This window comes from Neorhizobium galegae bv. orientalis str. HAMBI 540 (assembly GCF_000731315.1).
Lineage (GTDB): Bacteria > Pseudomonadota > Alphaproteobacteria > Rhizobiales > Rhizobiaceae > Neorhizobium > Neorhizobium galegae.
This window is the reverse complement of record NZ_HG938353.1, coordinates 4,220,001-4,244,003: the sequence shown is the minus strand read 5'-3', so window position 1 is coordinate 4,244,003 and position 24,003 is coordinate 4,220,001. Positions and strand designations below refer to the sequence as shown.

Annotated in this window: 20 protein-coding genes, 1 tRNA gene and 2 rRNA genes (1 of these 23 cut by a window edge); 6 read left to right on the top strand and 17 right to left on the bottom strand. The window is 60.8% G+C overall.

Annotated elements, in window-relative coordinates; all coding sequences use genetic code 11:
* Positions 1 to 7: 7 nt before the first annotated feature.
* From RG540_RS20425 to RG540_RS20400, 6 genes are all read left to right on the top strand, one after another.
* Entirely contained in the window at positions 8 to 1,099 is a 1,092-nt protein-coding gene (locus tag RG540_RS20425; RefSeq protein ID WP_038591766.1) for an ABC transporter ATP-binding protein, read from the top strand.
* 36 nt (positions 1,100 to 1,135) lie between these two features.
* Positions 1,136 to 2,425, top strand: coding sequence for an ABC transporter substrate-binding protein (locus tag RG540_RS20420; protein ID WP_038591763.1), 1,290 nt, complete (start codon positions 1,136 to 1,138; stop codon positions 2,423 to 2,425).
* Between the two features lie 149 nt (positions 2,426 to 2,574).
* The gene (locus RG540_RS20415) at positions 2,575 to 3,492 is read left to right on the top strand and encodes an ABC transporter permease (protein WP_038591759.1); all 918 of its coding nucleotides are present in this window, start codon (positions 2,575 to 2,577) and stop codon (positions 3,490 to 3,492) included.
* Positions 3,493 to 3,511: 19 nt separating this feature from the next.
* Complete coding sequence (locus RG540_RS20410) at positions 3,512 to 4,330, top strand: ABC transporter permease (RefSeq protein ID WP_038591756.1); 819 nt, start codon at positions 3,512 to 3,514, stop codon at positions 4,328 to 4,330.
* A gap of 5 nt (positions 4,331 to 4,335) precedes the next feature.
* Positions 4,336 to 5,082: an aspartate/glutamate racemase family protein gene (locus RG540_RS20405; protein WP_038591753.1), complete on the top strand. Its 747-nt coding sequence runs from the start codon at positions 4,336 to 4,338 to the stop codon at positions 5,080 to 5,082.
* Positions 5,079 to 5,915 carry a GNAT family N-acetyltransferase gene (locus RG540_RS20400; protein ID WP_038591750.1) on the top strand — a complete coding sequence of 279 codons (837 nt, stop codon included), beginning with the start codon at positions 5,079 to 5,081 and terminating at the stop codon, positions 5,913 to 5,915. Before RG540_RS20405 ends, RG540_RS20400 begins: the two co-directional genes overlap by 4 nt.
* Before the next feature lie 50 nt (positions 5,916 to 5,965).
* Here RG540_RS20400 and RG540_RS20395 read toward each other — a convergent pair whose 3' ends face one another.
* The 17 genes from RG540_RS20395 to RG540_RS20315 all read right to left on the bottom strand — a co-directional run.
* Entirely contained in the window at positions 5,966 to 6,787 is an 822-nt protein-coding gene (locus RG540_RS20395) for a bifunctional allantoicase/(S)-ureidoglycine aminohydrolase (RefSeq protein WP_038591747.1), read from the bottom strand.
* Positions 6,788 to 6,901: 114 nt separating this feature from the next.
* Positions 6,902 to 8,305: a chromate efflux transporter gene (gene chrA / locus RG540_RS20390; RefSeq protein ID WP_038591744.1), complete on the bottom strand. Its 1,404-nt coding sequence runs from the start codon at positions 8,303 to 8,305 to the stop codon at positions 6,902 to 6,904.
* Position 8,306: 1 nt separating this feature from the next.
* Positions 8,307 to 9,122, bottom strand: coding sequence for a chromate resistance protein ChrB domain-containing protein (locus RG540_RS20385; protein WP_038591741.1), 816 nt, complete (start codon positions 9,120 to 9,122; stop codon positions 8,307 to 8,309).
* Positions 9,123 to 9,277: 155 nt separating this feature from the next.
* Positions 9,278 to 10,159 carry a creatininase family protein gene (locus RG540_RS20380; RefSeq protein WP_038591738.1) on the bottom strand — a complete coding sequence of 294 codons (882 nt, stop codon included), beginning with the start codon at positions 10,157 to 10,159 and terminating at the stop codon, positions 9,278 to 9,280.
* A 58-nt stretch (positions 10,160 to 10,217) separates the two neighbouring features.
* Positions 10,218 to 10,598: a cupin domain-containing protein gene (locus RG540_RS20375; RefSeq protein ID WP_038591735.1), complete on the bottom strand. Its 381-nt coding sequence runs from the start codon at positions 10,596 to 10,598 to the stop codon at positions 10,218 to 10,220.
* 51 nt (positions 10,599 to 10,649) lie between these two features.
* Positions 10,650 to 11,945, bottom strand: a complete 1,296-nt coding sequence (locus RG540_RS20370) for an NAD(P)/FAD-dependent oxidoreductase (RefSeq protein ID WP_038591731.1) — start codon at positions 11,943 to 11,945, stop codon at positions 10,650 to 10,652.
* 29 nt (positions 11,946 to 11,974) lie between these two features.
* Positions 11,975 to 12,691, bottom strand: a complete 717-nt coding sequence (locus tag RG540_RS20365; RefSeq protein WP_046600483.1) for a GntR family transcriptional regulator — start codon at positions 12,689 to 12,691, stop codon at positions 11,975 to 11,977.
* Between the two features lie 131 nt (positions 12,692 to 12,822).
* Positions 12,823 to 14,319, bottom strand: a complete 1,497-nt coding sequence (locus tag RG540_RS20360) for an amino acid ABC transporter permease/ATP-binding protein (RefSeq protein ID WP_051909542.1) — start codon at positions 14,317 to 14,319, stop codon at positions 12,823 to 12,825.
* A 4-nt stretch (positions 14,320 to 14,323) separates the two neighbouring features.
* The gene (locus tag RG540_RS20355) at positions 14,324 to 15,421 is read right to left on the bottom strand and encodes an NAD(P)H-dependent amine dehydrogenase family protein (protein WP_038591728.1); all 1,098 of its coding nucleotides are present in this window, start codon (positions 15,419 to 15,421) and stop codon (positions 14,324 to 14,326) included.
* Between the two features lie 25 nt (positions 15,422 to 15,446).
* Positions 15,447 to 16,154, bottom strand: a complete 708-nt coding sequence (locus tag RG540_RS20350; RefSeq protein ID WP_046600484.1) for an amino acid ABC transporter permease — start codon at positions 16,152 to 16,154, stop codon at positions 15,447 to 15,449.
* Between the two features lie 17 nt (positions 16,155 to 16,171).
* Positions 16,172 to 17,008: an ABC transporter substrate-binding protein gene (locus RG540_RS20345; protein WP_080724992.1), complete on the bottom strand. Its 837-nt coding sequence runs from the start codon at positions 17,006 to 17,008 to the stop codon at positions 16,172 to 16,174.
* Positions 17,009 to 17,130: 122 nt separating this feature from the next.
* Positions 17,131 to 18,057: a dihydrodipicolinate synthase family protein gene (locus RG540_RS20340; protein WP_038591722.1), complete on the bottom strand. Its 927-nt coding sequence runs from the start codon at positions 18,055 to 18,057 to the stop codon at positions 17,131 to 17,133.
* Positions 18,058 to 18,059: 2 nt separating this feature from the next.
* Positions 18,060 to 19,430, bottom strand: coding sequence for a dihydroorotase (locus RG540_RS20335; protein ID WP_038591719.1), 1,371 nt, complete (start codon positions 19,428 to 19,430; stop codon positions 18,060 to 18,062).
* A gap of 4 nt (positions 19,431 to 19,434) precedes the next feature.
* The gene (locus tag RG540_RS20330; protein ID WP_038591716.1) at positions 19,435 to 20,094 is read right to left on the bottom strand and encodes an aspartate/glutamate racemase family protein; all 660 of its coding nucleotides are present in this window, start codon (positions 20,092 to 20,094) and stop codon (positions 19,435 to 19,437) included.
* Positions 20,095 to 20,669: 575 nt separating this feature from the next.
* Positions 20,670 to 20,746, bottom strand: a tRNA-Met gene (locus RG540_RS20325).
* 271 nt (positions 20,747 to 21,017) lie between these two features.
* Positions 21,018 to 21,132: ribosomal RNA gene (gene rrf / locus RG540_RS20320) — 5S ribosomal RNA — on the bottom strand.
* A 233-nt stretch (positions 21,133 to 21,365) separates the two neighbouring features.
* Positions 21,366 to 24,003: ribosomal RNA gene (locus tag RG540_RS20315) — 23S ribosomal RNA — on the bottom strand; it runs 265 nt beyond the window's last position.

The window sequence follows — 24,003 nt, the reverse complement described above, 5'->3', positions numbered from 1 at the left end:
GCGCCTGATGAGCAAAGCCGCCGAAATCGACATCGCTTCAGTCTCTAAGATCTACGGAACAACCACTGCCGTTCATGCGATCAGCCTGAAGATTCCCGCCGGAACCTATTGCTGCCTGCTCGGCCCTTCCGGCTGCGGCAAGACCTCGACGCTCCGGATGATCGCCGGGCACGAGAGCATTTCCTCGGGTGACGTCCGCCTAGGCAATACCGTCGTCACGGACCTGCCGCCGGCCAAGCGCGGCACGGCGATGATGTTCCAGTCCTACGCCCTCTTTCCGCATCTCGACCTCGTCGACAATGTCGCCTTCAGCCTCAAAATGAAGGGCGTCGACAAGGACGAGCGGCGCGCCAAGGCGATGGACATGCTGCGGCTGATGCAGCTCGAAGCCTATGCCACCCGCCGTCCGGCCCAGCTTTCCGGCGGCCAGCAGCAGCGCGTGGCGCTCGCCCGCGCGCTGATCACCGATCCGGAAGCGCTGCTTCTTGACGAGCCGCTTTCGGCGCTCGATCCCTTCCTGAAAATCCGCATGCGCGCGGAACTGAAGAAGCTGCAGACCTCACTCGGCATTACCTTCGTACACGTGACGCACAGCCAGGAGGAGGCCATGGCGCTCGCCGACCTGATCGTGGTGATGAACGATGGCCGCATCGAACAGGCTGCCCATCCCCGCGTGGTGTTCGAAAAGCCCGCGACCGCCTTCGTCGCCAAGTTCATGGGCGACCACAACGTCATCTCCGGCCGGGTGACGCAGAGCTCCGGCGACAAGCTGATGTTGTCGGTGCCCGCAGGCGGCGATTTCCTCGCCACCGACGATGGCGCCGCCGGGCTGACCGACACGGCCGACATCGCCATCCGCACCGACCATGTCCGCATCGGCCAGCCTTCCGAAAAGGGCCTCGGCTTCACCGGTTCCGTCTCGAACGTGGAATATCGCGGTTCTTCGGTAAAGCTCTCGGTCAACGGCGCGGGCATCGACGATTTCACCGCGATCCTGACCGACGCCGAATTTTTCGCCAATCCGGTCAAGGTTGGAGAAGCGATCCCCCTTTCCTGGGGCCGCGAGGACGCCATCGTCCTCGGCCGCCTCAAGAACTGATGCCACCAAAAAACTCAACCAGAGGAGAACAAGGCAATGACTGAGACCAAAAAACCAACCAAGGGCATTTCGCGCCGCACGCTTCTGAAGACGGCGTCCGCCGCGGCCGGTCTTGCCGCCGGCTCCGGCGCCATCACCGGCTTCCCGACCATCTGGGCCCAGAACCCGATCACGCTGCGCCAGTTCGGCACCGGCGTTTCGAACCTCAATGCGATCGCCGAGAAGTGCAAGGCCGACCTCGGCATCACGCTCGAAATGACCGCGACGGACTCTGACGCGGCCGCCCAGCGCGCCGTCACCCAGCCGAACTCCTACGACATCGCCGATATCGAGTACTGGATCCTCAAGAAGGTCTATCCGGCCGGCGTCATCCAGCCGATGGATACGACCAAGCTCAAATATTACGACAAGATCGTGCCGCTGTTCAAAAACGGCAAGCTGAAGCCGGACAGCGTGATCGCGCAAGGGACCGCGCCGCACACGGTGGGTTACGTCGCAAAGCCCGGCGACAAGACCTTCGCCAAGGAAGAAACCAAGTGGTTCACGATGGTTCCGACCATCTACAACGCCGACACGCTCGGCATCCGCCCGGACCTGGTCGGCCGCGAGATCTCGACCTGGGCCGACATCATGGACCCGAAGTTCAAGGGCAAGGCATCGATCCTCAACATCCCGTCGATCGGCATCATGGATGCCGCGATGATCATGGAAGCCATGGGCAACATCAAGTATGTCGACAAGGGCAACATGACCAAGGCGGAAATCGACAAGACGATCGATTTCCTGATCAAGGCCAAGCAGGCCGGCCAGTTCCGCGCTTTCTGGAAGTCGTTCGACGAGAGCGTCAACCTGATGGCCTCTGGCGAAGTCGTCATCCAGTCCATGTGGTCGCCGGCTGTCGCCGCCGTCCGTTCCAAGGGCATCGCCTGCAAATACCAGCCGCTCAAGGAAGGTTACCGCTCGTGGGGCGGCGGTCTGGGCCTTGCCGCCCATCTCTCGGGCGCCAAGCTCGACGCTGCCTATGAATATATCAACTGGTACACGTCCGGCTGGGTCGGCGCCTATCTCAACCGCCAGGGCTACTATTCGGCCGCCATGGAAACCGCCAAGGCACACATGTCCGCCGACGAATGGGGCTACTGGATCGAAGGCAAGGCAGCCAAGGGCGATATCGTCGCTCCGGACGGCAAGATCATGGAAAAAGCCGGCGCCGTGCGCGACGGCGGCTCCTTCGAGGAACGCATGGGCCACGTGGCCTGCTGGAACTCGGTGATGGACGAGGACCGATACATGGTCCGCCGCTGGAACGAGTTCATCGCGGCGTAAGACATCCGCCGGCCTGTCCCCTCCCCCTTGTGGGGAGGGTTAGGGAGGGGTCTTCTCCTGAAACCCCTCCCGGCCTGTCGGCCACTCTCCCCACAAGGGGGAGGGAAACCCGCTGCACCGCTGAAGCCTCCAGAGGGAGACATCAAGACATGGCGACGATCGCATCATCCGAGCCGGAAACGGCCAAGGCCGAGGACACAAAGCCCCGGAGCTTTCGTCTGTCGCCGGCGCTGATCTCCTATCTCCAGGCGACGCCGTTGGCGCTGATCCTCGGCGCCTTCCTGCTGCTGCCGATCCTGATGATTACAGTCGTCAGCTTCTGGGATTACGATTTCGCCCAGATGTATCCGGACTTCCTGTCGATGAACTATGCCGAGACGCTCGGTTCGTGGGTGACGTGGAAGACCTACCTGAACACGTTGAAATTCGCCTTGCTGGTCTGGGCGATCACGCTGTTCGTCGGTTTCTGGGTCGCCTATTTTCTGGCCTTTCACATCCGCACCACCGCAATGCAGATGGTGCTCTTCCTCGTCTGCACCGTGCCGTTCCTGACGTCGAACATCATCCGCATGATTTCGTGGATCCCGGTGCTCGGGCGCAACGGCCTCGTCAACACGACGCTGATCAATGTGGGGATCGTTCCAGAACCGATCGAATGGCTGCTCTACTCGGATTTTGCCGTCGTGCTCGCCATGGTGCATCTCTATACGCTGTTCATGGTGACGCCGATCTTCAACACGCTGATGCGCATCGACAAGTCGCTGGTAGAAGCCGCGCGCGACGCCGGCGCCAGGAGCACCCAGATCCTCACCAACGTCATCATTCCGCTTGCCAAGCCCGGCATGGCGATCGGCACCATCTTCGTCGTGACGCTTGTCATGGCCGACTTTTCGACGGTTCAGGTGATGTCCGGGGGTCAGAGCGCTTCGGTGGCGCTGATGATGAAGAACCAGATGTCCCTGCTTCAATACCCGGCGGCGGCCGCCAACGCGGTCGTGCTGCTCGTCCTGGTTCTGCTGATGGTCGCGGGAATTCTCCGCATTGTCGATATCCGCAAAGAACTTTAGGAAAAAGGGGAGCTTTGAGATGCACAGCGACAAGCGCGGACGCGAATTCTACATCCTCGCCATCTTCTTCGCCATTTTCGTGCTGTTCCTCTACGGCCCGCTTTCGGCGATCCTGATCCTCTCCTTCCAGGGGCCGAACGGCGGCCTCACCTTCCCGCTGAACGGCGTGTCGCTGCGCTGGTTCGCCAACCTGTTCGAGACGCAGGCGGTTGGCGATTTCGGCGGATCGTTCCGCCGTTCCGCCATGCTCGGCATCATGGTGATGATCGTCACCGTCGTCGTCTCGCTGCTCGCGGGCCTCGCCTTCCGCCGCCGCTTCATCGGCTCCACCGCTCTGTTTTATCTCGCGGTTGCCAGCCTCGTCGTGCCGTCGATCATCATCTCGCTCGGCATCGGCGTCGTATTCCAGCAGCTTGGTTTCCAGCCGTCGTGGTATACCTCGGCTTTCGGCGCCCATCTCACCTGGACGCTACCCTTCGGCGTCCTGATCATGTTTGCCGTCTTCAACCGCTTTTCGCCGGCCTACGAGGAAGCCGCGCGCGATCTCGGCGCTTCGCCCTGGCAGACCTTCCGCCATGTCGTGCTGCCGATGATCGCGCCGAGCCTCATTGGTGTCGGCCTGTTCGGCTTCACGCTGTCCTATGACGAATTCGCCCGTACGCTGATGACGTCCGGCTCGTTCAACACGCTGCCGCTCGAAATCTACGGCATGACGACCAATGTCACGACGCCGGTGCTCTACGCGCTTGGCACGGTGACGACGGTGTTCTCCTTCCTTGTCATCGCCGGCACGCTCGGCCTGATCGTCCACCTCAATCGCCGCCGCCTGCAGCCGTGAACAGAATGCGCATCCTTGTCGTAAACCCGAATACCACCGCCAGCATGACGGCGACGATCGCCGATTCTGCCATGCGCGTCGCCAATGCCGGCACCGAAATCCTTGCCGTCACCTCCTCCATGGGGCCTGTCTCGATCGAGGGCTATTATGACGAGGTCTTCGCAGTACCCGGTCTGCTGATCGAGATTGCCAAGGGCGAAAAGGCCGGTGCCGATGCGGCGATCATCGCGTGCTTCGACGATACAGGCCTCGACGCCGCACGGGCGCTGGCCAATATTCCTGTGGTCGGCATCTGCGAAGCGGCTTTGGCTACGACCGCCTTCATCGCCCAGCGTTTCACCATCGTCACCACCATGGAACGCTCGCGCCTCCCGCTCGAACATCTTGTTCATCGCTACGGCATGTCCGGCCGATGCAAGGTGAGGGCCGCCGATATTCCCGTCCTCTCGCTGGAAGATCCGAATTCCAATGCCCGCGACCGGTTGCGCAGCGAGATCGCGACGGCGCTGCGCGACGACAAGGCGGAGGCGATCGTGCTCGGCTGTGCCGGCATGGCCGATCTGACGGCCGAACTCCGCCGCGAGTTCGGCGTGCCTGTGGTCGACGGCGTCGCAGCAGCGGTGAAACAGGCCGAGGCGCTGGTGACATTGGGCTTGTCGACGGCCAAGCGAGGAGCTTATGCTTCGCCGGTCCGCAAGCCCTATAAAGGTCTGCTCGAAGATTTCGAGCCCGGGAAACTCATCGCCAAATGAAAACCCATCCTACCATTCGCGCACTCACCTCCTTCGAGGTCGAACAGCTCGTCGACTGGGCGCGGATCGAGGGCTGGAATCCGGGCTTTGTCGATGCGCCGGCTCTCCATGCCGCCGATCCTCAAGGTTTCATCGGCTGTTTCGTGGACGGCCAGATGGCGGCCGGCATATCCGCGGTCCGCTACGGTTCCGATTTCGGCTTTATCGGCCTTTACATCACCCGCCCAGATTTTCGCGGCAAAGGTTTTGGCAGAAAGGTCTGGGATGCGGGCATGGCGCATCTCGACAGCCGGACGATCGGCCTCGACGGCGTGCCGGAACAGCAGGCGAATTATCGCAGCATGGGTTTCGAGCCGGCCTACGAGACGTTTCGCTGGAGCGGCAGTCTTGCCGGAAGCCGCGATGCGGGTGTGGCCGCGATCATCGATGATCTTGTGCCTGCCGTTCTTGGCTATGACCAAGCTTTCTTCCCTGCGGAGCGCGGCGCTTTCCTGACCGCCTGGCTGAAGCCGCCACGGGCTGCCAAGGTCATCATCCGTGACGGCAATGTCTGCGGCTATGCGGTCTGCCGCAAATGCCATGACGGTTACAAGATCGGCCCGTTGTTTGCGCAGACCGCCGACGACGCGCAAAAGCTGCTGAACGCCTGCGCCGCGGAGATCGGCAACGAAACCATGCATGTCGACGTCCCGGCCCTGCAGACGGAATTTTCGGCCTATCTCGAGGCGAATCGTTTCGTGAAGGGCTTCACGACCGCGCGGATGTATCGCGGTCCGGTGCCGGCGGTGCGGATGCCGGGCGTGTTCGGGATTACCACTCTCGAACTCGGCTGACGGCGGCGTCCCGATGACAGGACGCCGCTCGAGCCTGTTGGAACCAGCGACTACCAGAGCTGGGTATGCCGGTTGACATCCTTGTAGAGCAGATAGCGGAAACGTCCCGGACCACCCGCATAACAGGCCTGCGGGCAGAAGGCGCGCAGCCACATGTAGTCGCCGGCTTCGACCTCGACCCAATCCTGATTGAGCCGATAGACCGCCTTGCCTTCGAGCACGTAGAGGCCATGCTCCATGACATGCGTTTCCATGAAGGGGATGGTCGCGCCCGGTTCCAACGTGACGATGTTGAGATGCATGTCGTAGCGGACGTCGGAAGTGTCGACGAAACGGGTTGTCCCCCAGCGGTCGCCGGTGTCCGGCATCCATGAAATCGGATGTTCATCTTCATGGGTAAAGACCGCCGGCGGAGCTTCCAGGCCCTCGACCGCCTGAAAGGCCTTGCGAACCCAGTGGAACTTGACCGGTGCCGTGCCGCGATTGCGCAGCTTCCACGGCGATCCGGCCGGGATATATGCAAAGGAGCCCGCCCTCAGCGCATGATCGCTTCCGGCGAACTCGATCGACGTCTCGCCCTCGACGACGAAGATCGCCGCCTCGGCGCGCGCGTTGGGTTCCGGCCGGTCGCTTCCGCCTCCGGGCTGAACTTCCACGATATATTGCGAGAACGTCTCCGAAAACCCCGTCATCGGGCGGGAGATGATCCATGCCCGGGTTCCCTCCCAATGGGGAAGCAGGCTGGCCACGATATCGGACATGACGGTTCGGGGGATGACGGCATAGGATGTCGTGAAAACAGCCTTGCTGGAAAGAAGTTCGGTCTGCGGCGGCAAACCACCGAGTTTCGAATAATAATCTCTGTTGGTCATGGGTCTGTTTTGCGGTCCAATTTCGCGGCGTCTGATATGCATATGCATTAAGCGCCGCATATCTCTAAGCAACTAAAAACTCGACCTCGGACGCCACGGCTCCCATATTTCCGCTCATCTCGCGAACGTCCATGCCATGCCTGCCAGTGCGCAGGCGAGCAGCGTCGCAATCACCGAAACCCTGAACCGAAAGATCGCAACTGCGGCCGCGGTCGAAAGGATAGCGGCCGGAAGGACGATCGACCCAAGGACCGGTATGTCGAGCCAAAACGCTCCCAGACGGACCACGTGGACCTCTTCGAACAACGTATGCAACGCGAACCAGATGGCGAGGTTGAGGATGACCCCGACCACCGCCGCGGTGATCGCTGACATCGCTCCGGCAAGCGCGATGTTGCCACGCAGCTTTTCGATGAACGGTGCGCCGAGGAATATCCAGAGGAAGCATGGAACGAAGGTGACCCATGTGGTCAGGATGGCCCCGAGGGTCGCCGCGATCATCGGGTTGAGCGCTCCGGGATCGCGAAAGGCGCCCATGAAGCCGACAAACTGCACCACCATGATCAGCGGTCCGGGTGTCGTCTCTGCCATGCCAAGACCATCGAGCATTTCCCCAGGCTTCAGCCATCCATAATGCTGGACGGCCTCCTGCGCCACATAAGCGAGAACCGCATAGGCCCCGCCAAAGGTGACGACTGCCATCTGGCTGAAGAAAAAACCGATTTGGGTGAAGACGTCATTCGAACCCAGGACCCACCACAATAAGCCGATGGGTATGATCCAGAGTGCGAGAAGAACCGCCGAGATGCGAAGCGACCACGAGAGGTTGGAGCGTGCGTGAGCCGGCGTCCCCTCTCCGAGAAGCGAGTCCGCGTCCGAAAGTGTAGGGCCACCGGCCGTCTTGTGGCCGCCCCCGACCTTGAAAGACGCAAGACCGAACCTGCTGCCGCAATAGCCGACGATGCCCGCAGTCAGAACGATCAACGGAAACGGCACATGCAGGAAGAAGATCGAGACGAAGGCGGCAGCAGCGATCGCCACCATGGCATTGTTCTTGATGGCCCGGCTGCCGATCCGGAAGACGGCTTGGACAACGACCGCGAGAACGGCCGCCTTCAGACCAAAGAACAGTCCCGCGACAACGCCTACGCTTCCGAAGGCGGCGTAGATGTAGCTCAGACCAAGGATAGCCAGAAATCCGGGAAGCACAAACAGGATGCCTGCGACCAGTCCGCCCGCGGTCCGGTGCATCAGCCAGCCGATATAGATCGCGAGCTGCTGGGCTTCCGGTCCGGGCAGAAGCATGCAGTAGTTGAGAGCATGGAGGAAGCGGTTTTCGCCGATCCACCGCTTCTCGTCGACAATGATCCGATGCATGACGGCGATTTGTCCAGCCGGTCCGCCGAAACTGAGAGCGGCGATACGGACCCAAACCTTGAAGGCCTCACCGAAGGAGACTCCGTGGATATATTCGCTTTTCTCGCGATCCGCGGACGCATTTCTGATGACCTCGGCCATTTTAAGCTCCCTTCTTCACCGAAGGCCAGTTGTGGGTCTCCTCGGTAGCATCGCGGCACCAGCGATAGAAGGCGTCGTAGAGAAGCATGCCAGCCTCAAGCTGCTCAAGATCATCGTTATACATCCGCGACAGGCCAAGCGACGCCGCCAGCAACCCTGGCGCCTCTGGGGCAAGATCGGGTCGCGCGGTGTCGGCCGCCCGGACGATGGTTGCAAGACGCAGCAAGGCATCACAGGTCAGCCCGAACTCCTCGACCATGACGTCGAACGTGCAGAGCTCGCCCCGGTGGCTCCAGAATACATCCTCGATATCGAAGGGCGTCGCACCGAACCGGCTGCCGACCATCAAAACCTCGGATGCCGGCACATAGAGAAACAATGCGTCTGGATCGATGAAACGCCGGATCAACCAAGGACAGGCGATACGGTCGATCTTCGGCCGAGCGCGCGTGACCCAGACGGTTCGACCGTGGTCGTCGCGGGGAGGCAGCTTGTCCTCCGGAACCGCCATCCCTCCGGCGGCCCAGGCCTCGAAGCCGCCTTCCAGGCTTTCGGCGGCCAGCCCTGCGTGCCTGAGATAGGCGGCGACGCCGTGGCTAAGCTTGCCACCCCTCTGGCAGACGACAACGACAGATTCGGCGTCGATGGCTCCGCTCCATTCTGTGACATTCCCGTGCTTGCGGCGGACGGATCCCGGTACCCGCCGCGGATCGAGCGCGAAGTCTTCGTCCGTGCGGACGTCGATGATGAGCGGTGCGCCGGGCGTACCGACAAGGCGGCTAAGCTTTTCAGGAGAAATTTCGAGAAATGACGGCATAACGCGTCCTCCCTGGTTTTGGGTTGAATGGACGCGATTCTTCGGCTGACGCCTCGTGGGGTGATCGCAGCCCCATTGTGAGATGGTGATCGCGTGCGCGACGACTGTCAAGCGACTACCACGTCTGGCAGTGGCATTGGCCCGATCATTCTTGCTTACGTCCGCCCTCGAATTTCTCTCGCCAGCTTCGGCGTGGCGGGATCGCGAGCAGTTCCCAGCCGTAACGGTGTGCATGCGAACGCTTCCAAATATGCTGCCAGACCCGCAACCGTCGCTTCGAGGATCAAAGCCCCGTTTTCCATGGTAGCCTTTGCCGGATCGCCGAAATAACCGCAGTCGTCGGCCTGGAAGATCGGCGGCCAGCCTGCCCCGAACGCGGTGATCGGGTCGTCCGTGTGGCCCGGCGCGATCCAGGGCTGCACTAGGCGCGCCGGAAGCCCCCTGATCGCTGATTGGACCCGTTCGCTCGCTTCCGGAGAGGTCAATGCCATCGTCAACGCCGCCTCCTGTTCGCAGGCATGGCCGGTGCGCGGCAGTGCGCCCTTCAGAAGCGGCAACCAGTCCCTCTCGCCCGGTGCGAAATAATCGACCATGCCAACCGCATATCCGTCGGTCACCATCTGGGCGCAGAGCGAGCGCAATGGCGCCGAGTTGCCCCCGTGACCGTTGACGAAGACGACGCGCGGAAACCCAGAATCCAGGATTGATCGCGCGGTATCGGAAAGAACCGCCAGATAAGTTTCCAGCCGTAGGCTGATCGTGCCCGGATGGCTGAGGTGATGCGGCGAGAAGCCAACGGAAACAGCGGGCGCCACGACAATTTCCACCCTGGTTACGCGGCTTGCCGCGAGTTCGGCAACGGCGGCCGAAAGCAGCGTATCTGTCTCCACGGGAAGGAAGTCGCCGTGTTGTTCGATCGCACCCGTCGGCACGACGACCAAAGCACCGGCATCCCGCTTCGCCGCCAGCTCCGCACGCGTCAATTCGGCCCATATGAATGAAGACGGCGCAAAATGCCTGGGTGCAATGCCTGTCATGTCCGGAACCCTCGCGGCTGGAGTAGCGGGCGGCAGCTTATCCCCGCCCGCACGGAAATTACATGTCGCCCGCTTCTTTCGAAGGGTTGGCGCAGACGGCGATCACGAGGCCGGCCTCGCCGATGATGTGGCGGTATCGGTAATTGACGGGCAGGTACATCGCATCGCCAGGCTTGAAGATGTGCTCTTCGCCAGTCTCCTCAACGATCTGTCTCGACCAGCCATGCAGGCAATAGAGGATCACCTCATGCACGCCATCGCCTTCGACCATGGTGTCGAAGTGCGGCATGTAAGTGGTGATGTGGAATGAAATCGACGAGCCATGCAGCTTCTTTGTGATCAGCCGGTGGCTGAACTCCTGGCCCGGATGCACCCAGGTCAGCGCCACCTGTTCCTGGCGCGACCACTTGATCTTGCCGCCAACCGCTTCTTCGCTCATGTCATGACTCCTTGGTTCGCAGAAAATTGGATTTCCAGACGTGTGGCGGCTCTATCGGAACCGCGCTTCGAAAGCGTCCCGGGCCTCCCAGACCGGCAGGATGAGATGCGGTCCAAGTCCGGATATGCGGCTGAAGGGAATCGGCCGCGGCGCGGTCAGCGGCAAGGTCAGGTCCGCATCCGCCATCCGGCCGGCAAGCCAGGGACCAATTTCTCGTCCGAGAGCCGTCGTCAGCGCTACGCCGCGGCCGTTGCAGCCAATCACCGCGTCGATGCCCGGCTTGATGCGCATCATCCGCGGCAGGAAATCCAGCGTGCCGGCAATCATCCCGGTCCATGAATATTCCACTCTGACTTCCGTAAGGTCCGGAACCATGCGGCGAAGACGATTTGCAAAAAGCCTACGGGCCAACGCCATTCGTCCAGGCAGCGGCGGCACCATGCCCCCGGTCACCAGTCGGCCGTCCGGAGACCAGCGCAATGCGAAGGTATGACGGCGCGTATCGGCAACCGGGGCCATGTCAGGCAACAGGGTCTCGCGAAGAGGCCGCGGCAGCGGTTGGGTAGCGATCTGGAACACTCGCGCGGGAATGATCGATGCGCGCAGCTCCGGCAACAGGTTGCCGATCAGCGCGTTGGTGGTCATGAGCACGCGACGGGCGCGAACCTCGCCAGCGGCAGTCCGCACGCGCCAACCCTGCCCATCGGGTTCGATGCTCTTTACGGGACTATCGCCGAACAGTCGCACTCCCGCTGATATGGCGGCACGCGCGAGCCCGTACGCATAGGCCAGCGGCGTGATCTGACCACCGGAAGCCACGCGGATTCCGCCATGCAGCGATGGAAGTCCGGTGCGCTTGAGCATGGCATCGCGATCGAGCCATTCGGCATCGACGCCGGCGGCCACCAGCCGTGGCATGCGGCCATGAAGCACCTCCTCTGCCGCGCGCGAATGTGCGGGTTGCAACCAGCCGTTCTGGACTGCATCGCAATCGATATCGTAGCGACTAATCAGATCGAACACCGCCCGGCCAGAGCCCGCCACGAGTTTCAGCAGGCGCCCGGCGTGATCGGCGCCTAGCGCTGCCACGACCTCGGCAGGCCCCAGCGATGTCTTGAGGCTCGGAACCACGAAGCCGGTATTGCGCCCAGATGCGCCGAAGCCAGGCTGATGACTTTCGAGCAGAACCACGTCGAGCCCCGCCTTGGCGGCATGCAGGGCGGATGAAAGGCCGAGGAAGCCCGCACCCACGACGACCACATCAGCGGTGATCGCGTCCGTCAACTTTGCGCATTTGGGTGCGGCTGGCGTGATCGCCTCCCACAATGACCCGATTTCCATCATCATTCCTGCTCATGCGGGACCTTGGCCTCGCGCTAGAGGTTAATCAGGTCGTATCCCCGCCCTGTCGCGAGCGCCTGGAAAAGGCCCTGACGGGTCTGCTCGTTGTGACGGATCATGATTTCCCGTGCAGCCGCCTGGTCACGACGGGCAAGGGTTTCCACGATCTGGTGGTGCGAAACGCTGGTCTCGTTGTTCACGTCCCGCAATTGGGCGCCGAGATAGAAGAAACGTTCAAGCGCATCGATCTGATGGGTCAGTAGCTGGACGAGCCTTCCATTACCGGTCGCTTCCGCAATCGCCACGTGGAATTCACGGTTGGACCTTATGAACGTAGCGAGACTGAGTTGCTCGCCTTGATTATAGGTGGCATCTGCAAGGGAGTTCAGACGATCTATCTGCTCCCCCGTCAGCCGGGTGCAGGCGAGTTCGGCGGCGCCTGCTTCCAGAATGGTTCGCACGTCGAACAGTTCGTCCATGTCCGCAAACGTGATCGGCGTGACCTGGTAGCCGCGGCGCGGAAAAGATCTGACCAGTCCCTCCTGCCGCAGGGCGGCCAACGCTTCGCGGGCCGGCGTCTTGGATATATTGAAGCGCTCCGCGATTTCAGCTTCGTTCAGTTCCTGACCCGGACGGATTGCGCATGTCAGAATCTGGGTTCGCAGCGCATCGTGAACCTGTTCCATCAGCGATGCCGGCTTTGCCGGCTGCACCACCCGACGTTTCTTTTTGATTGCTGTTACCTCAGCCATGGGCTCTCCTATCTGTAAGTCGGCCTTTCAGCCCGCAACCCGACGATCGCTCCGGCAGATATGCATGTACAAAACACAATCGAAAGGCGGCGTTTTTACCCGATGGCCAATTCCACATGGCTTATCCCTGATTATCCTTCGCGAGACAGAAAAGCGCGGAAGTAATCCGGCGCATCATCGCCAAAAGCCTGATCGCGCGGGAGATCCATCAACAGGCGACCGCGCTCCATATAGGCGATGCGGTCGGCGATTCGCCGGGCAAATCCAATCTCGTGTGTCACGATCACCATCGTCAAACCTTGTCCGGCCAAATCCGCCATCACGCCCAGGACGCCTCCGACGGATTCCGGGTCCAAGGCGGATGTCGGTTCATCGAAGAGCACGGCATCAGGCTTCATCGACAACGCCCGCGCAATGGCGACGCGCTGGCGCTGCCCACCAGACAATTCCACGGGATAGGAGTGCAGCTTGTCCTTGAGCCCGACCTTGTCGAGCAGTCTGTCCGCGGCAGCAAGCGCCTGCGTCTTCGGAATGCCGAGCAGCCTGCGAGGGCCTAAAGCCACGTTCTGCCGAGCCGTCATCGTGGGAAACAGCGCAAAACTCTGGAACACCATGCCGAGGCGACGGCGACGCTTGTCCAGCATGTGCTCCGGGCGAGCGATACGGCGGGCCGCATCGGCCCAGGGCAGACTTTCGCCCGCAAGCAGGACATCGCCGCTATCCGCAGGCTCGATCCAGTTCAGCGCGCGCAGCAACGTACTTTTGCCCGACCCCGACGGACCGAGGACCACCACGACTTCGCCTCTGCCGACAGAAAGCGAGACATCGTCCAGTCCCTTGATCGGCCCGAAGCTGCGGGTGAGGTTGCGCGCCTCGAGCACCGGGTCGCGACGAGAAGGCGCATCCGGTCCCGGATCGCCTCGCACTACGGTGCGCTCGACGATCGGCGGAGGTGCGGATACGTGACTGGACGTCTTCAGCGCGACCGCCTTTTCGATCCGGTGCTGTATGAGCGTCCAGATCGTCAGGATGACGAGATACCAGAGTGCGACGGCCAGATAGACTTCCAGCGCGCGGGTGGTCGATTGGGCGAGTTGCTGGGAGACGCGCAGGAGCTCGGCGAAAGAGATGGCCGCGAGCAGCGACGTGGCCTTGATCATGTAACTGAAATTGTTTCCGAGCGGCGGTATGATTGCCCGTATCGCCTGCGGGAACACCACCTTGAGGAAAATTTGCCAATGATGCAGCCCCAGCGCCAGGCCTGCCTCGCGCTGATCGCGCGAGACGGACATTAGGCCGCCGCGCACGATATCGGCCATGCGAGCGCCTTCGTTCAGACCCAGTGACAGCAGGCCGGTGGCGATCAGGCTCAAGGGAACGCCCATCTGCGGCAGTGCGGAGTAAAAGAACAGGATCTGTGCGAGCAGCGGTGTGCCCTTGAACATCCAAATGAAGCCGAGTGCCGGCCAGCGCAGCAGCTTGGGCGCCGCCAGCATGCCTGCCAGGACGAAGCCGAGGACCGTTCCAATCGTCTGAGCGACGACGGCAACCCAGATCGTCACCCAGGCCGCCTTCAGCAACAGAGGCGACTGAAGGATATCCAGGAATATGCCGGTGTCAAAACCCACGAAATCAGACCTTTCTCGTCACCGGCAGGTAACCGGGCCTGGTTTGGCGCGACGGATCCACCGCGTAGCGCAAAACGCCGCGCACGGTGCCGCCTGTAGGCAGATCCAGCGGCGACACGAGACCCGGCCCGGCCTCGGCCAGCGGCACGATCGTGTTGGCCATGATGTTGGCCGCGCCGAACAGCGACTGCATGGCAGGCTTGATCGACATTTTGACAGGCATCGCGCCGTCGATCTCGATCCGATCTTCCTCGACGAGGTTGAACTTTTCCGGCTGGTAGTACATGGCAAGAGAGGTGCTGAGCACCTCCCTGCCCTGATGCAGCGCCCGGGCACGCTGGGTGATGCCGATGACACGACCGGGCGGCAGGATGCCAAGCGTCGGATCGCCGCTATCGACTTCGAAATCGGCCGTCTCGAGATCCCAGGCCTCGGTGATCTCGTCGATCTCCAGATTGAGGGCATCTGCGATGCGGGTCAGCGATTCCGGAGCACCCATGTGACCCTCGACGCGACCATTGGCGATGCGGCGGTTGAACTCCTCGGGCGTCAGGCCGTATCCGACATGCTCGATATCCCCCGGCCCCGTGCCGGTGACGTCGATGCAGCGATGGATGGTCAGGCGCTTCACAGCGCTGGTGCCGCGCGCCAGAACCAGCGGAAGCACATCGTAGGAAAACCCGGGATTGATGCCGGTGCCGGTGATCGACACGCCGTTGGCCCGCGCCGCGCTGTCCAGCGCTTCAGCAAACTCGCCATAGCGAAGGCCGGGATAGAACATGGATTCGGCAGCCGACACGACATTGAGGCCCGCATTCAGGGCATCGAGCAGTTGCTCCCTAATAAGGTGAGGCTTGGACTCCGTCATATGCACCAGCACGTCCGGCTTCCCTGAAATTCCGGCGAGCGCCGTAGCGAGATCGCCGACAATCTTTACGCTGCCGAAACGCTGGTAGCCCGTGACGTCGGCCAGCGTGCGGCCGACCTTGGCGGCATCGATATCGATGGCGGCAACTATCTCGACGGACGGATAGTCGGCTTCGAGTACACGCAGCAGTCGCCCGCCCATGGCGCCGACACCGAACAGAACAGCGGTCTTCATTCAGTTTCTCCGGAATACGAGTGTCTCAACCCTTGGTCGCCGGGGCCGCGACGTTGGTCATGTTTCGTTTGACGCTGCCTGCTGCTGCGTAGCGCTCGAGCTGGCTCTGCACGATGATCCAGGCGGAATACATCAGCAGGTACCAGAAAGCGGCAACCGCATAGAGCTCGATGACAGCATAGGTTTCGTTGATGGCGGTTCGCGTGACACGCAGAAGCTCGCTGAAGGAAATGACCGAAAGAAGCGATGTGGTGCGCATCATCGAGGAAAATTCGTTGCCGAACGGCGGCAGGATCAACCGCACCGATTGCGGCAAGATCACGTGCAGCATGGCTCCGAGCCAACTCATGCCCATCGCCCGGGCGGCCTGCATCTGATCTGGGGGCACGCTCTGCAATGCACCACGTATGATCTCGGACATGTAGGCGCCCGAGTAGCAGCCGAGGCCGATCAGTCCGGCCTCCAGCACCCCGAGCCGGATGCCGAGCTGGGGCAAGCCGAAATAGAGAAGGAAAAGCTGGACCAGTGGCGGCGTGCCACGCCAAAGCCAGACCCAGGTCCCTGAGAATATCCGCAAGGCCCTGTGCCGCGACAGGGCACACAGCGCCAAAATCAACCCGATCACGGTTCCGATCGCTTGCGCCGCGATCGCCACCAGCAGGGTGACGCCAGCCACGGTGGCAAACCGTGGCTGGGCCAGATAATGCAGGAATGTCTCGACCGAGAACTGCATCGTCAACCTATATCAGATTACTGCGGGTTGAGGACGAATGCATCGACCGGAGCCACGCCCCACTTCTCGACGATCTTGTTGTAGGTGCCATCCGCGCGCATCGCTTCGAGCGCCTTGACGATCATGTTCGCCAGCTCGGTATTGTCCTTCAGCGTCGTGATCGCAAGGCGGTTGGCCGCGTTACCGGTGAACGCCATGTCGAAGGGCGCCTTGCTGGTGGAGATGTAATAGGCTGCCTGCGGGTCGTTCAGGTAGGCCGCATCGACCTGCTTGGTCACGGCCGCCTGGATGGCTTCCGAGTTGGAATCGAAGGCGCGGATATCGATCGCCTTCTTTCCGGCGGCGACCATGCGGTCGCTCTGCGCCTGCAGGTTCTTGTTGGTCGTACCGCCGGCTGCTACCGAGACGACTTTGCCGGCCAGGCCGTCGAAGCAGGCATTGTAGCTCGCGGGCACGCCGATCTTACCTTCGCACGAAATGCCGCCCGGATTGCCCTTCGGCACCATTAGGCCCTCGCCCCACTGGACGTATGCGATCATGTTCATGATCTTCAGACGATCCGGGTTGATGAAGATCGCGGTGCAGAGGCTGTCGAAGCGCTTTGCCTGGAGGCCAGGGACCAGACCGGGAAACGCAAGGTTGGTCCATTCGACTTCCTGCCCGAGGCGTTTTCCGATCTCACCGCACATGTCCACATTGAGGCCGTCCTTCTGGCCATCGGTGCGGATGAACTGGTTCGGAGCCGCGGCGAAATCTGCGGCAAACGAGATCTTTCCCTTGGTGAGGGTCGGTTCCGCCAGCGCGGAGGTCGTCATCATGGCAAGGAAAGCAAGGCACAGTGTTTTTTTCATCATGTCATTCCCCTTTTTGTTGGTTCGATTTTACTTACTGATTTATTTCCACGTATTGCGCGCCGCGCCAAAGCCGCAGCTTGCACCAGGAACCGGCGGCTTGCGCCCGGTAAATCCGTAATCCATCAGCCCAGCTCCGCGAGGCGTCTCTCCTGGCGGCGAAGCAGCCGCTCCACTTCGGCCCGCGCCAGCGCATCCAGCTGCGCGCCGGGCTGGCGTTGCGCGGCCGAGGCTATGGCGCCTCGCTTGGCCAGCACGTATTTGCGAACCGCAAGCCCGACGCCGGGCTGCTGTTCGTACCGGACGAGCGGCAGGTAGGCATCGAAGAGGTCCTGGGCGCGATCCATCTCGCCGCGGCCTGCCAAATCGGTGACCTGCACCAGCATTTCCGGGAAACCGAAGCCGGTCATGGCGCCATCGGCGCCGCGCGCGACCTCTTCCGGCAGGAAAACGCCACCATTGCCGCAAAGCACGGAAATGCGCCGACGACCCCTCTTTTCCGCATCTCGAAGCTTCGAGATTTTCGACAGGCCCGGCCAGTCCTCGTGCTTGAGCATGACGATCTGCGGCAGGTCGTCGATCAGACGGCCCAAAAGTTCGTCGCTGATCTGCACCGTCGTCGCCAGCGGAAAGTCCTGAAGGACGACCGGCACGTCCCTGCCCAGGAAGCCACAGGCCTGCCGGTAGTAGTTCAGGATCTGCGCGTCCGTGCGCAGGCTCATCGGCGGCGCGATCATCACGCCGGCAGCACCCTGTGCCATCGCCTCGTGGCTGACTTCGGCCAAGGCCGCAAGACCGGGCGACGAGACGCCAACCACGACCGGCTTGCCCTGCGCCCGTGCGATGACGCGCTGGATGACCTGCCGGGACTCGGCGCCCGTCAGCTTGGGCGCTTCGCCCATCATGCCGAGAACGGTCAGGCCATCGGCACCTGCCTCAAGGTAGAAGTCCGTCACGCGGTCGAGGCTATCCAGATCGAGCGATCCGTCATCCTGGAACGGCGTGACCGAGATCACGAAGACACCGCGCACCTTTTCGTCAAGACGTGCCATCGTCAGTCCTTTTCGGTCGCATACCAGCCGGCGGTGGCGCGCGGTACGAATTGTCCGCTGCCGGGGCTGTTGAGAATGTCCTTGCCGTCCCAGACGAGCTGTCCGCGCAGCCAGCTTGCCGCCACGCGGACCGTGAAGGTCTCGCCGTGGAAGGGGCTCCAGTTCAGGCCGTCATGAGAGGCCGCCTCGTCCCAGACGAACGAACCCTGTTCGAGCGCGACCAGATCGGCATCGCGGCCTACGGCGATCGCGCCCTTGCGGTCGTCGATGCCGAAGAAGCGGGCGGGACGCTCAGCCAGATATTCGGCACTGAGGCGCGCAGCGTCGAAGCCACGCGCTTCGGCAGCCGTGAAGAACGCCGGGAAGAGTGTCTCGAGGCCTGGAACGCCTGCACCTGCATCGAAGATCGAGTCGGTCAGCTTGTTGTCGATCGGCCAGCTTGAATGATCGGAGGAAACGAATGCCACGAGGTCGTCGGTAATCGACTGCCACAAGCCATCGATCGCAGCCGAACGAATGGGCGGGTTCACCTTCATCCGCGCTCCGAGCCGATCGCCGTCGCGCGCGGCATCCAGCCAGAGATAATGGACGCAAAGCTCGCCTGTTGCCGCGGCACCAAGTCCGGCGACCGCTCCGGTCAGGCGAAAGCCCGCTTCCGTCGTCAGATGGACCGGATGGACATGCGCCCCGCTTGCAAGGCCGAGAGCCAGGAACTGGCCGGTCGCCGCCAGTTCGGCCGCCTCCGGCCGTGCTTGCGCATGCGCGACGATCCCGTTGCGGCCAGCCGCCTTCGCCTGCGCGATGCGGGCCATGACGATCTCCTGATCCTCATTGTGCAGCCCGAGCGGAATGCGCGTCGAAGCCAGCGACTCCATCAGGTCGAGCGTGAGGTCCTCGGCGATCCGCGGGAAGCGCACGGGATTGCTCTCGAACGACGAGATTTTGAAGGCGACCACGCCGCCTTCTATCAGCGCCGCCAGGTTGGCCGTGCCCGTCTCACGGGTCGCCGTTCCATAAAGCGCCATGTCGGCATGAGAATGCGCTGCGATCGCTGCGACCTTGGCATCCAGACGCTCCGGCCGATCAAGCGGCTCCGGATTGTCATAAGGCATGTCGACCAGCGTGGTGACCCCTCCTGCGATCGCCGACCGCGTCGTGTCGGCGATGCCGGGGAGGCCCTTGTAGCTCGTTGCATGGGTTTGGCCATCTACCGCACCGGGGAGGATGAGCGCATTCCCACGGTCGTCGATGCGCGCGGCTGAGGGCGCTTTGCCCGTACCGACAGCGGCTATGCGACCGCCGGAGATTGCCACCCAGCCGTTTTCCAAGGTGCCATCCGGCACCACAACGCGACCCTTGACGACAAGCTCCATCGGATCAACCCTTAGCAAAATATTGGAGATCGAGCGCGTTGATCGCGGCCGCAACGGCCGCCTGAACGGGATCGACGACCGGCACGCCCAACTCCTGCTGCAGCACGGGACGATGACCGCCCATACCGGCGCAGCCGAGGATCACGACACCGGCACCGTCCGTTTCCGCCATGACCTTGGCGGTGCGCGCGACCGATGTGCCGGCCAGGTTCAGGTCGTTCGCTTCCGCCACGGACATGTTGACAGCCCTGTCCGCTGCGAGACGCGCAGTCAGGCCCAGCCGTTCGATATGGGCCGCATGGCGCGCCACCGAAGAAGCCCCGAGCGAGACGACGCCGAAGCGCGGTGCGAGCTGCAGTGCAGCATAGTATGCAGCCTCCGCGATGCCGACCACTGGTCGGCTCGTCGCCGCTCGCGACGCAGTAACACCGGGATCGGAAAAGCAGGCTACGACGAAGGCATCCGCATCGCTTGAAGCGATCGCGTCGACGACCATAGGCGCGACAAGCGCCACATCCTCATCGGTCTCGATGCCGATCGGCGCATCGGGTAGACGATCGCATACGATCGTGTGTTTCGTCACCGCCTGCAACGGCGCGATGCTCGCCGCGATAGCCTCGGTCACCTTCGCCGAACTGTTCGGATTGAGAACAAGAATTTTCATCAGAAGCCTATCTCGATAATCACGACAAGCCTCCGGTATCTACCGTAATATGTCAACTGATATTTTTATAGAGACTTTTTTGAAAGATACATTGTATTTCATGTGCTTAGGTGTTTGCAAGTTGAGTAAACACCTTAAATTCATGCTTATATGGATTAATCAGGCGTAGAATTTTTCGCGGTTCCTGTGCCTGCGCATCTCGGCCACGCTCTGCGCCGCCGGTCTCGCATCCTGCAGACAGACCGCGTCTCCGTGGTGCCGAGCGATGATACGTCTGTTACGTTCACGCGAGACGAGGCTGGCGCGCGGAGGCGGTTCGTTAGGACCGGGATCGTCTCGCACCTCGTCCCACAGGCGCTCACTTCTTTTAAGTACGGCAAGGCCGGCTGGACCCAGGGATACAGCCGGAACGCTTTACGTTGAGGTCGGTCGAGAAGACTATTTGCCGTACCGTTGCGGGAAAAAGGCCTTCCGGGTCTCTATCGACACGGAGCAGAAACGCAAAAAGCTCCTCGACGCTTACGCGGAGGAGCTTCTGAGGAAATTCCCCGAGTGGGAGAATTTACAAGTGTCGTTGGTTGCGGGGGCAGGATTTGAACCTGCGGCCTTCAGGTTATGAGCCTGACGAGCTACCGGGCTGCTCCACCCCGCGTTGTACAGGCGACGGGAACCGTCGACCTGAGAGCTTTTTGCCGAAGGCAAAATAGCGATGCGCAAATCCCTTTGGGATTTATCGCGGTGGCGTAACCGCTTTTGCGGTTATGCCTGCTGGCGAGCAAATTGCCGAAGGCGATTTGTCTCGCGTAAGGGACGTACTGCAAGTTTCCGTCAAACGACGAAAGGGCCGCTTGTGGGCGGCCCTTGAGATCGGCTTCAAGGGCCGTTTGGTTTCGTGGATCGAGAAGATATGTTGCGTTTTGCAGACCTGGCAGCGACCTACTCTCCCGCGTCTTGAGACGGAGTACCATTGGCGCAGGGGCGTTTCACGGCCGTGTTCGGAATGGGAACGGGTGCGGCCGCCCCGCAATGACCACCAGGTCAGCGAAGCGCAACATTTGAGAAGCTGGTTGAGGCGAACCTCATTTTTAGTCTTTGAACACGTCGTTTGAACCTTTCCGGACCCGACGAGCGCTTGAGGCACCCATACAGGCCAGAGGCCGTCGCCAATCGTTTGGCGGGCCGTCCGCAGCACAGCATCCGAAGGATGCGACAGCGTCAGGACTAAGGTCTTGGCATCATCAAGCAAAGCTTGATGAGCATGGTCAATGAGAACGATCAAGCCAATCGGGCGATTAGTACCGGTAAGCTTCATGCATTGCTGCACGTCCACACCCGGCCTATCAACGTGGTCGTCTTCCACGGCCCTGATAGGGAATACTCGTTTTCAGGTTGGTTTCCCGCTTAGATGCCTTCAGCGGTTATCCATTCCATATATAGCTACCCTGCTATGCCCTTGGCAGGACAACAGGTCCACCAGAGATATGTCCATCCCGGTCCTCTCGTACTAGGGACAGATCCTGTCAATATTCCTACACCCACGGCAGATAGGGACCGAACTGTCTCACGACGTTCTGAACCCAGCTCACGTACCGCTTTAATTGGCGAACAGCCAAACCCTTGGGACCTGCTCCAGCCCCAGGATGCGATGAGCCGACATCGAGGTGCCAAACAACCCCGTCGATATGGACTCTTGGGGGTCATCAGCCTGTTATCCCCGGCGTACCTTTTATCCGTTGAGCGATGGCCCTTCCACGCGGGACCACCGGATCACTATGACCGACTTTCGTCTCTGCTCGACTTGTCAGTCTCGCAGTCAGGCGGGCTTATGCCATTGCACTCGACGACCGATTTCCGACCGGTCTGAGCCCACCATCGCGCGCCTCCGTTACTCTTTCGGAGGCGACCGCCCCAGTCAAACTACCCACCATACACTGTCCCGGATCCGGATGACGGACCGCGGTTAGACATCCATGACGATAAGGGTGGTATTTCAAGGATGGCTCCACGAGAACTGGCGTCCCCGCTTCAAAGCCTACCACCTATCCTACACATGCCGACACGAATGCCAGTGTAAAGCTATAGTAAAGGTGCACGGGGTCTTTCCGTCTGACCGCAGGAACCCCGCATCTTCACGGGGAATTCAATTTCACTGAGTCTATGTTGGAGACAGCGGGGAAGTCGTTACGCCATTCGTGCAGGTCGGAACTTACCCGACAAGGAATTTCGCTACCTTAGGACCGTTATAGTTACGGCCGCCGTTTACTGGGGCTTCGATTCAAAGCTTGCACCTCTCCTCTTAACCTTCCAGCACCGGGCAGGCGTCAGACCCTATACGTCGTCTTTAGACTTCGCAGAGCCCTGTGTTTTTGATAAACAGTCGCTACCCCCTGGTCTGTGCCACCCCATTATGGTTGCCCAAAATGGGGTCACGCTTCTTCCGAAGTTACGCGTGCAATTTGCCGAGTTCCTTCAACATAGTTCTCTCAAGCGCCTTGGTATACTCTACCTGACCACCTGTGTCGGTTTCGGGTACGGTCTATACGGTGGAGCTATTTCCTGGAACCGCCCCACTGCCCAACCAATCCAATAAGGTTGAACAATTTTTGCGATCCGTCACTACCACCAGGCCCACGAATATTAACGTGGTTCCCATCACCTACGCATTTCTGCCTCGGCTTAGGGGCCGGCTAACCCTGCTCAGATTAACTTTAAGCAGGAACCCTTGGTCTTTCGGCGAGAGGGTCTCTCACCCTCTTTATCGTTACTCATGTCAACATTCGCACTTCCGATATCTCCAGAGGCCCTCACGGGTCCTCCTTCACAGACTTACGGAACGCTCCGCTACCACACGTGACAAGTCACGTATCCTCAGCTTCGGTGCATGGCTTTAGCCCCGTTACATTTTCGGCGCAAAGACCCTTAATTAGACCAGTGAGCTGTTACGCTTTCTTTAAATGATGGCTGCTTCTAAGCCAACATCCTGGTTGTTTTGGGATCCTCACATCCTTTCCCACTTAGCCATGACTTGGGGACCTTAGCTGGAGGTCAGGGTTGTTTCCCTTTTCACGACGGACGTTAGCACCCGCCGTGTGTCTGCCGATTAGTACTCCCGGGTATTCGGAGTTTGGTTAGGATCAGTAAGACGGTGAGTCCCCATAGCCCATCCAGTGCTCTACCCCCCGGGGTATTCGATCGACGCACTACCTAAATAGTTTTCGCGGAGAACCAGCTATTTCCGAGTTTGATTGGCCTTTCACCCCTAGCCACAAGTCATCCCAATCTATTGCAACAGATGCGGGTTCGGTCCTCCAGTTGGTGTTACCCAACCTTCAACCTGCTCATGGCTAGATCACTCGGTTTCGGGTCTAATGCAACTAACTGAACGCCCTGTTCAGACTCGCTTTCGCTGCGCCTACACCTACCGGCTTAAGCTTGCTAGTTACACTAAGTCGTTGACCCATTATACAAAAGGTACGCCGTCAGGGTTGCCCCCTCCGACTGTTTGTAGGCATCCGGTTTCAGGTTCTATTTCACTCCCCTTGTCGGGGTGCTTTTCACCTTTCCCTCACGGTACTTGTTCGCTATCGGTCATGCACGAGTACTTAGGCTTGGAGAGTGGTCTCCCCATGTTCAGACAGGATTTCACGTGTCCCGCCCTACTCTAGGACAATCAGTGTTCTACGCCTACGGGGCTATCACCCGCTACGGCCGCCTTTTCCAAAGCGTTCGGCTTTATTCCTGATTGCCACTGGCCTGGTCCGTGTTCGCTCGCCACTACTTACGGAGTCTCGGTTGATGTCCTTTCCTGCAGGTACTTAGATGTTTCAGTTCCCTGCGTTCGCTTCTTACCCCTATTTTATTCGAAGGTAAGATACCTTTTAACAATGCTTGGAAACCATTTTTGGTTTT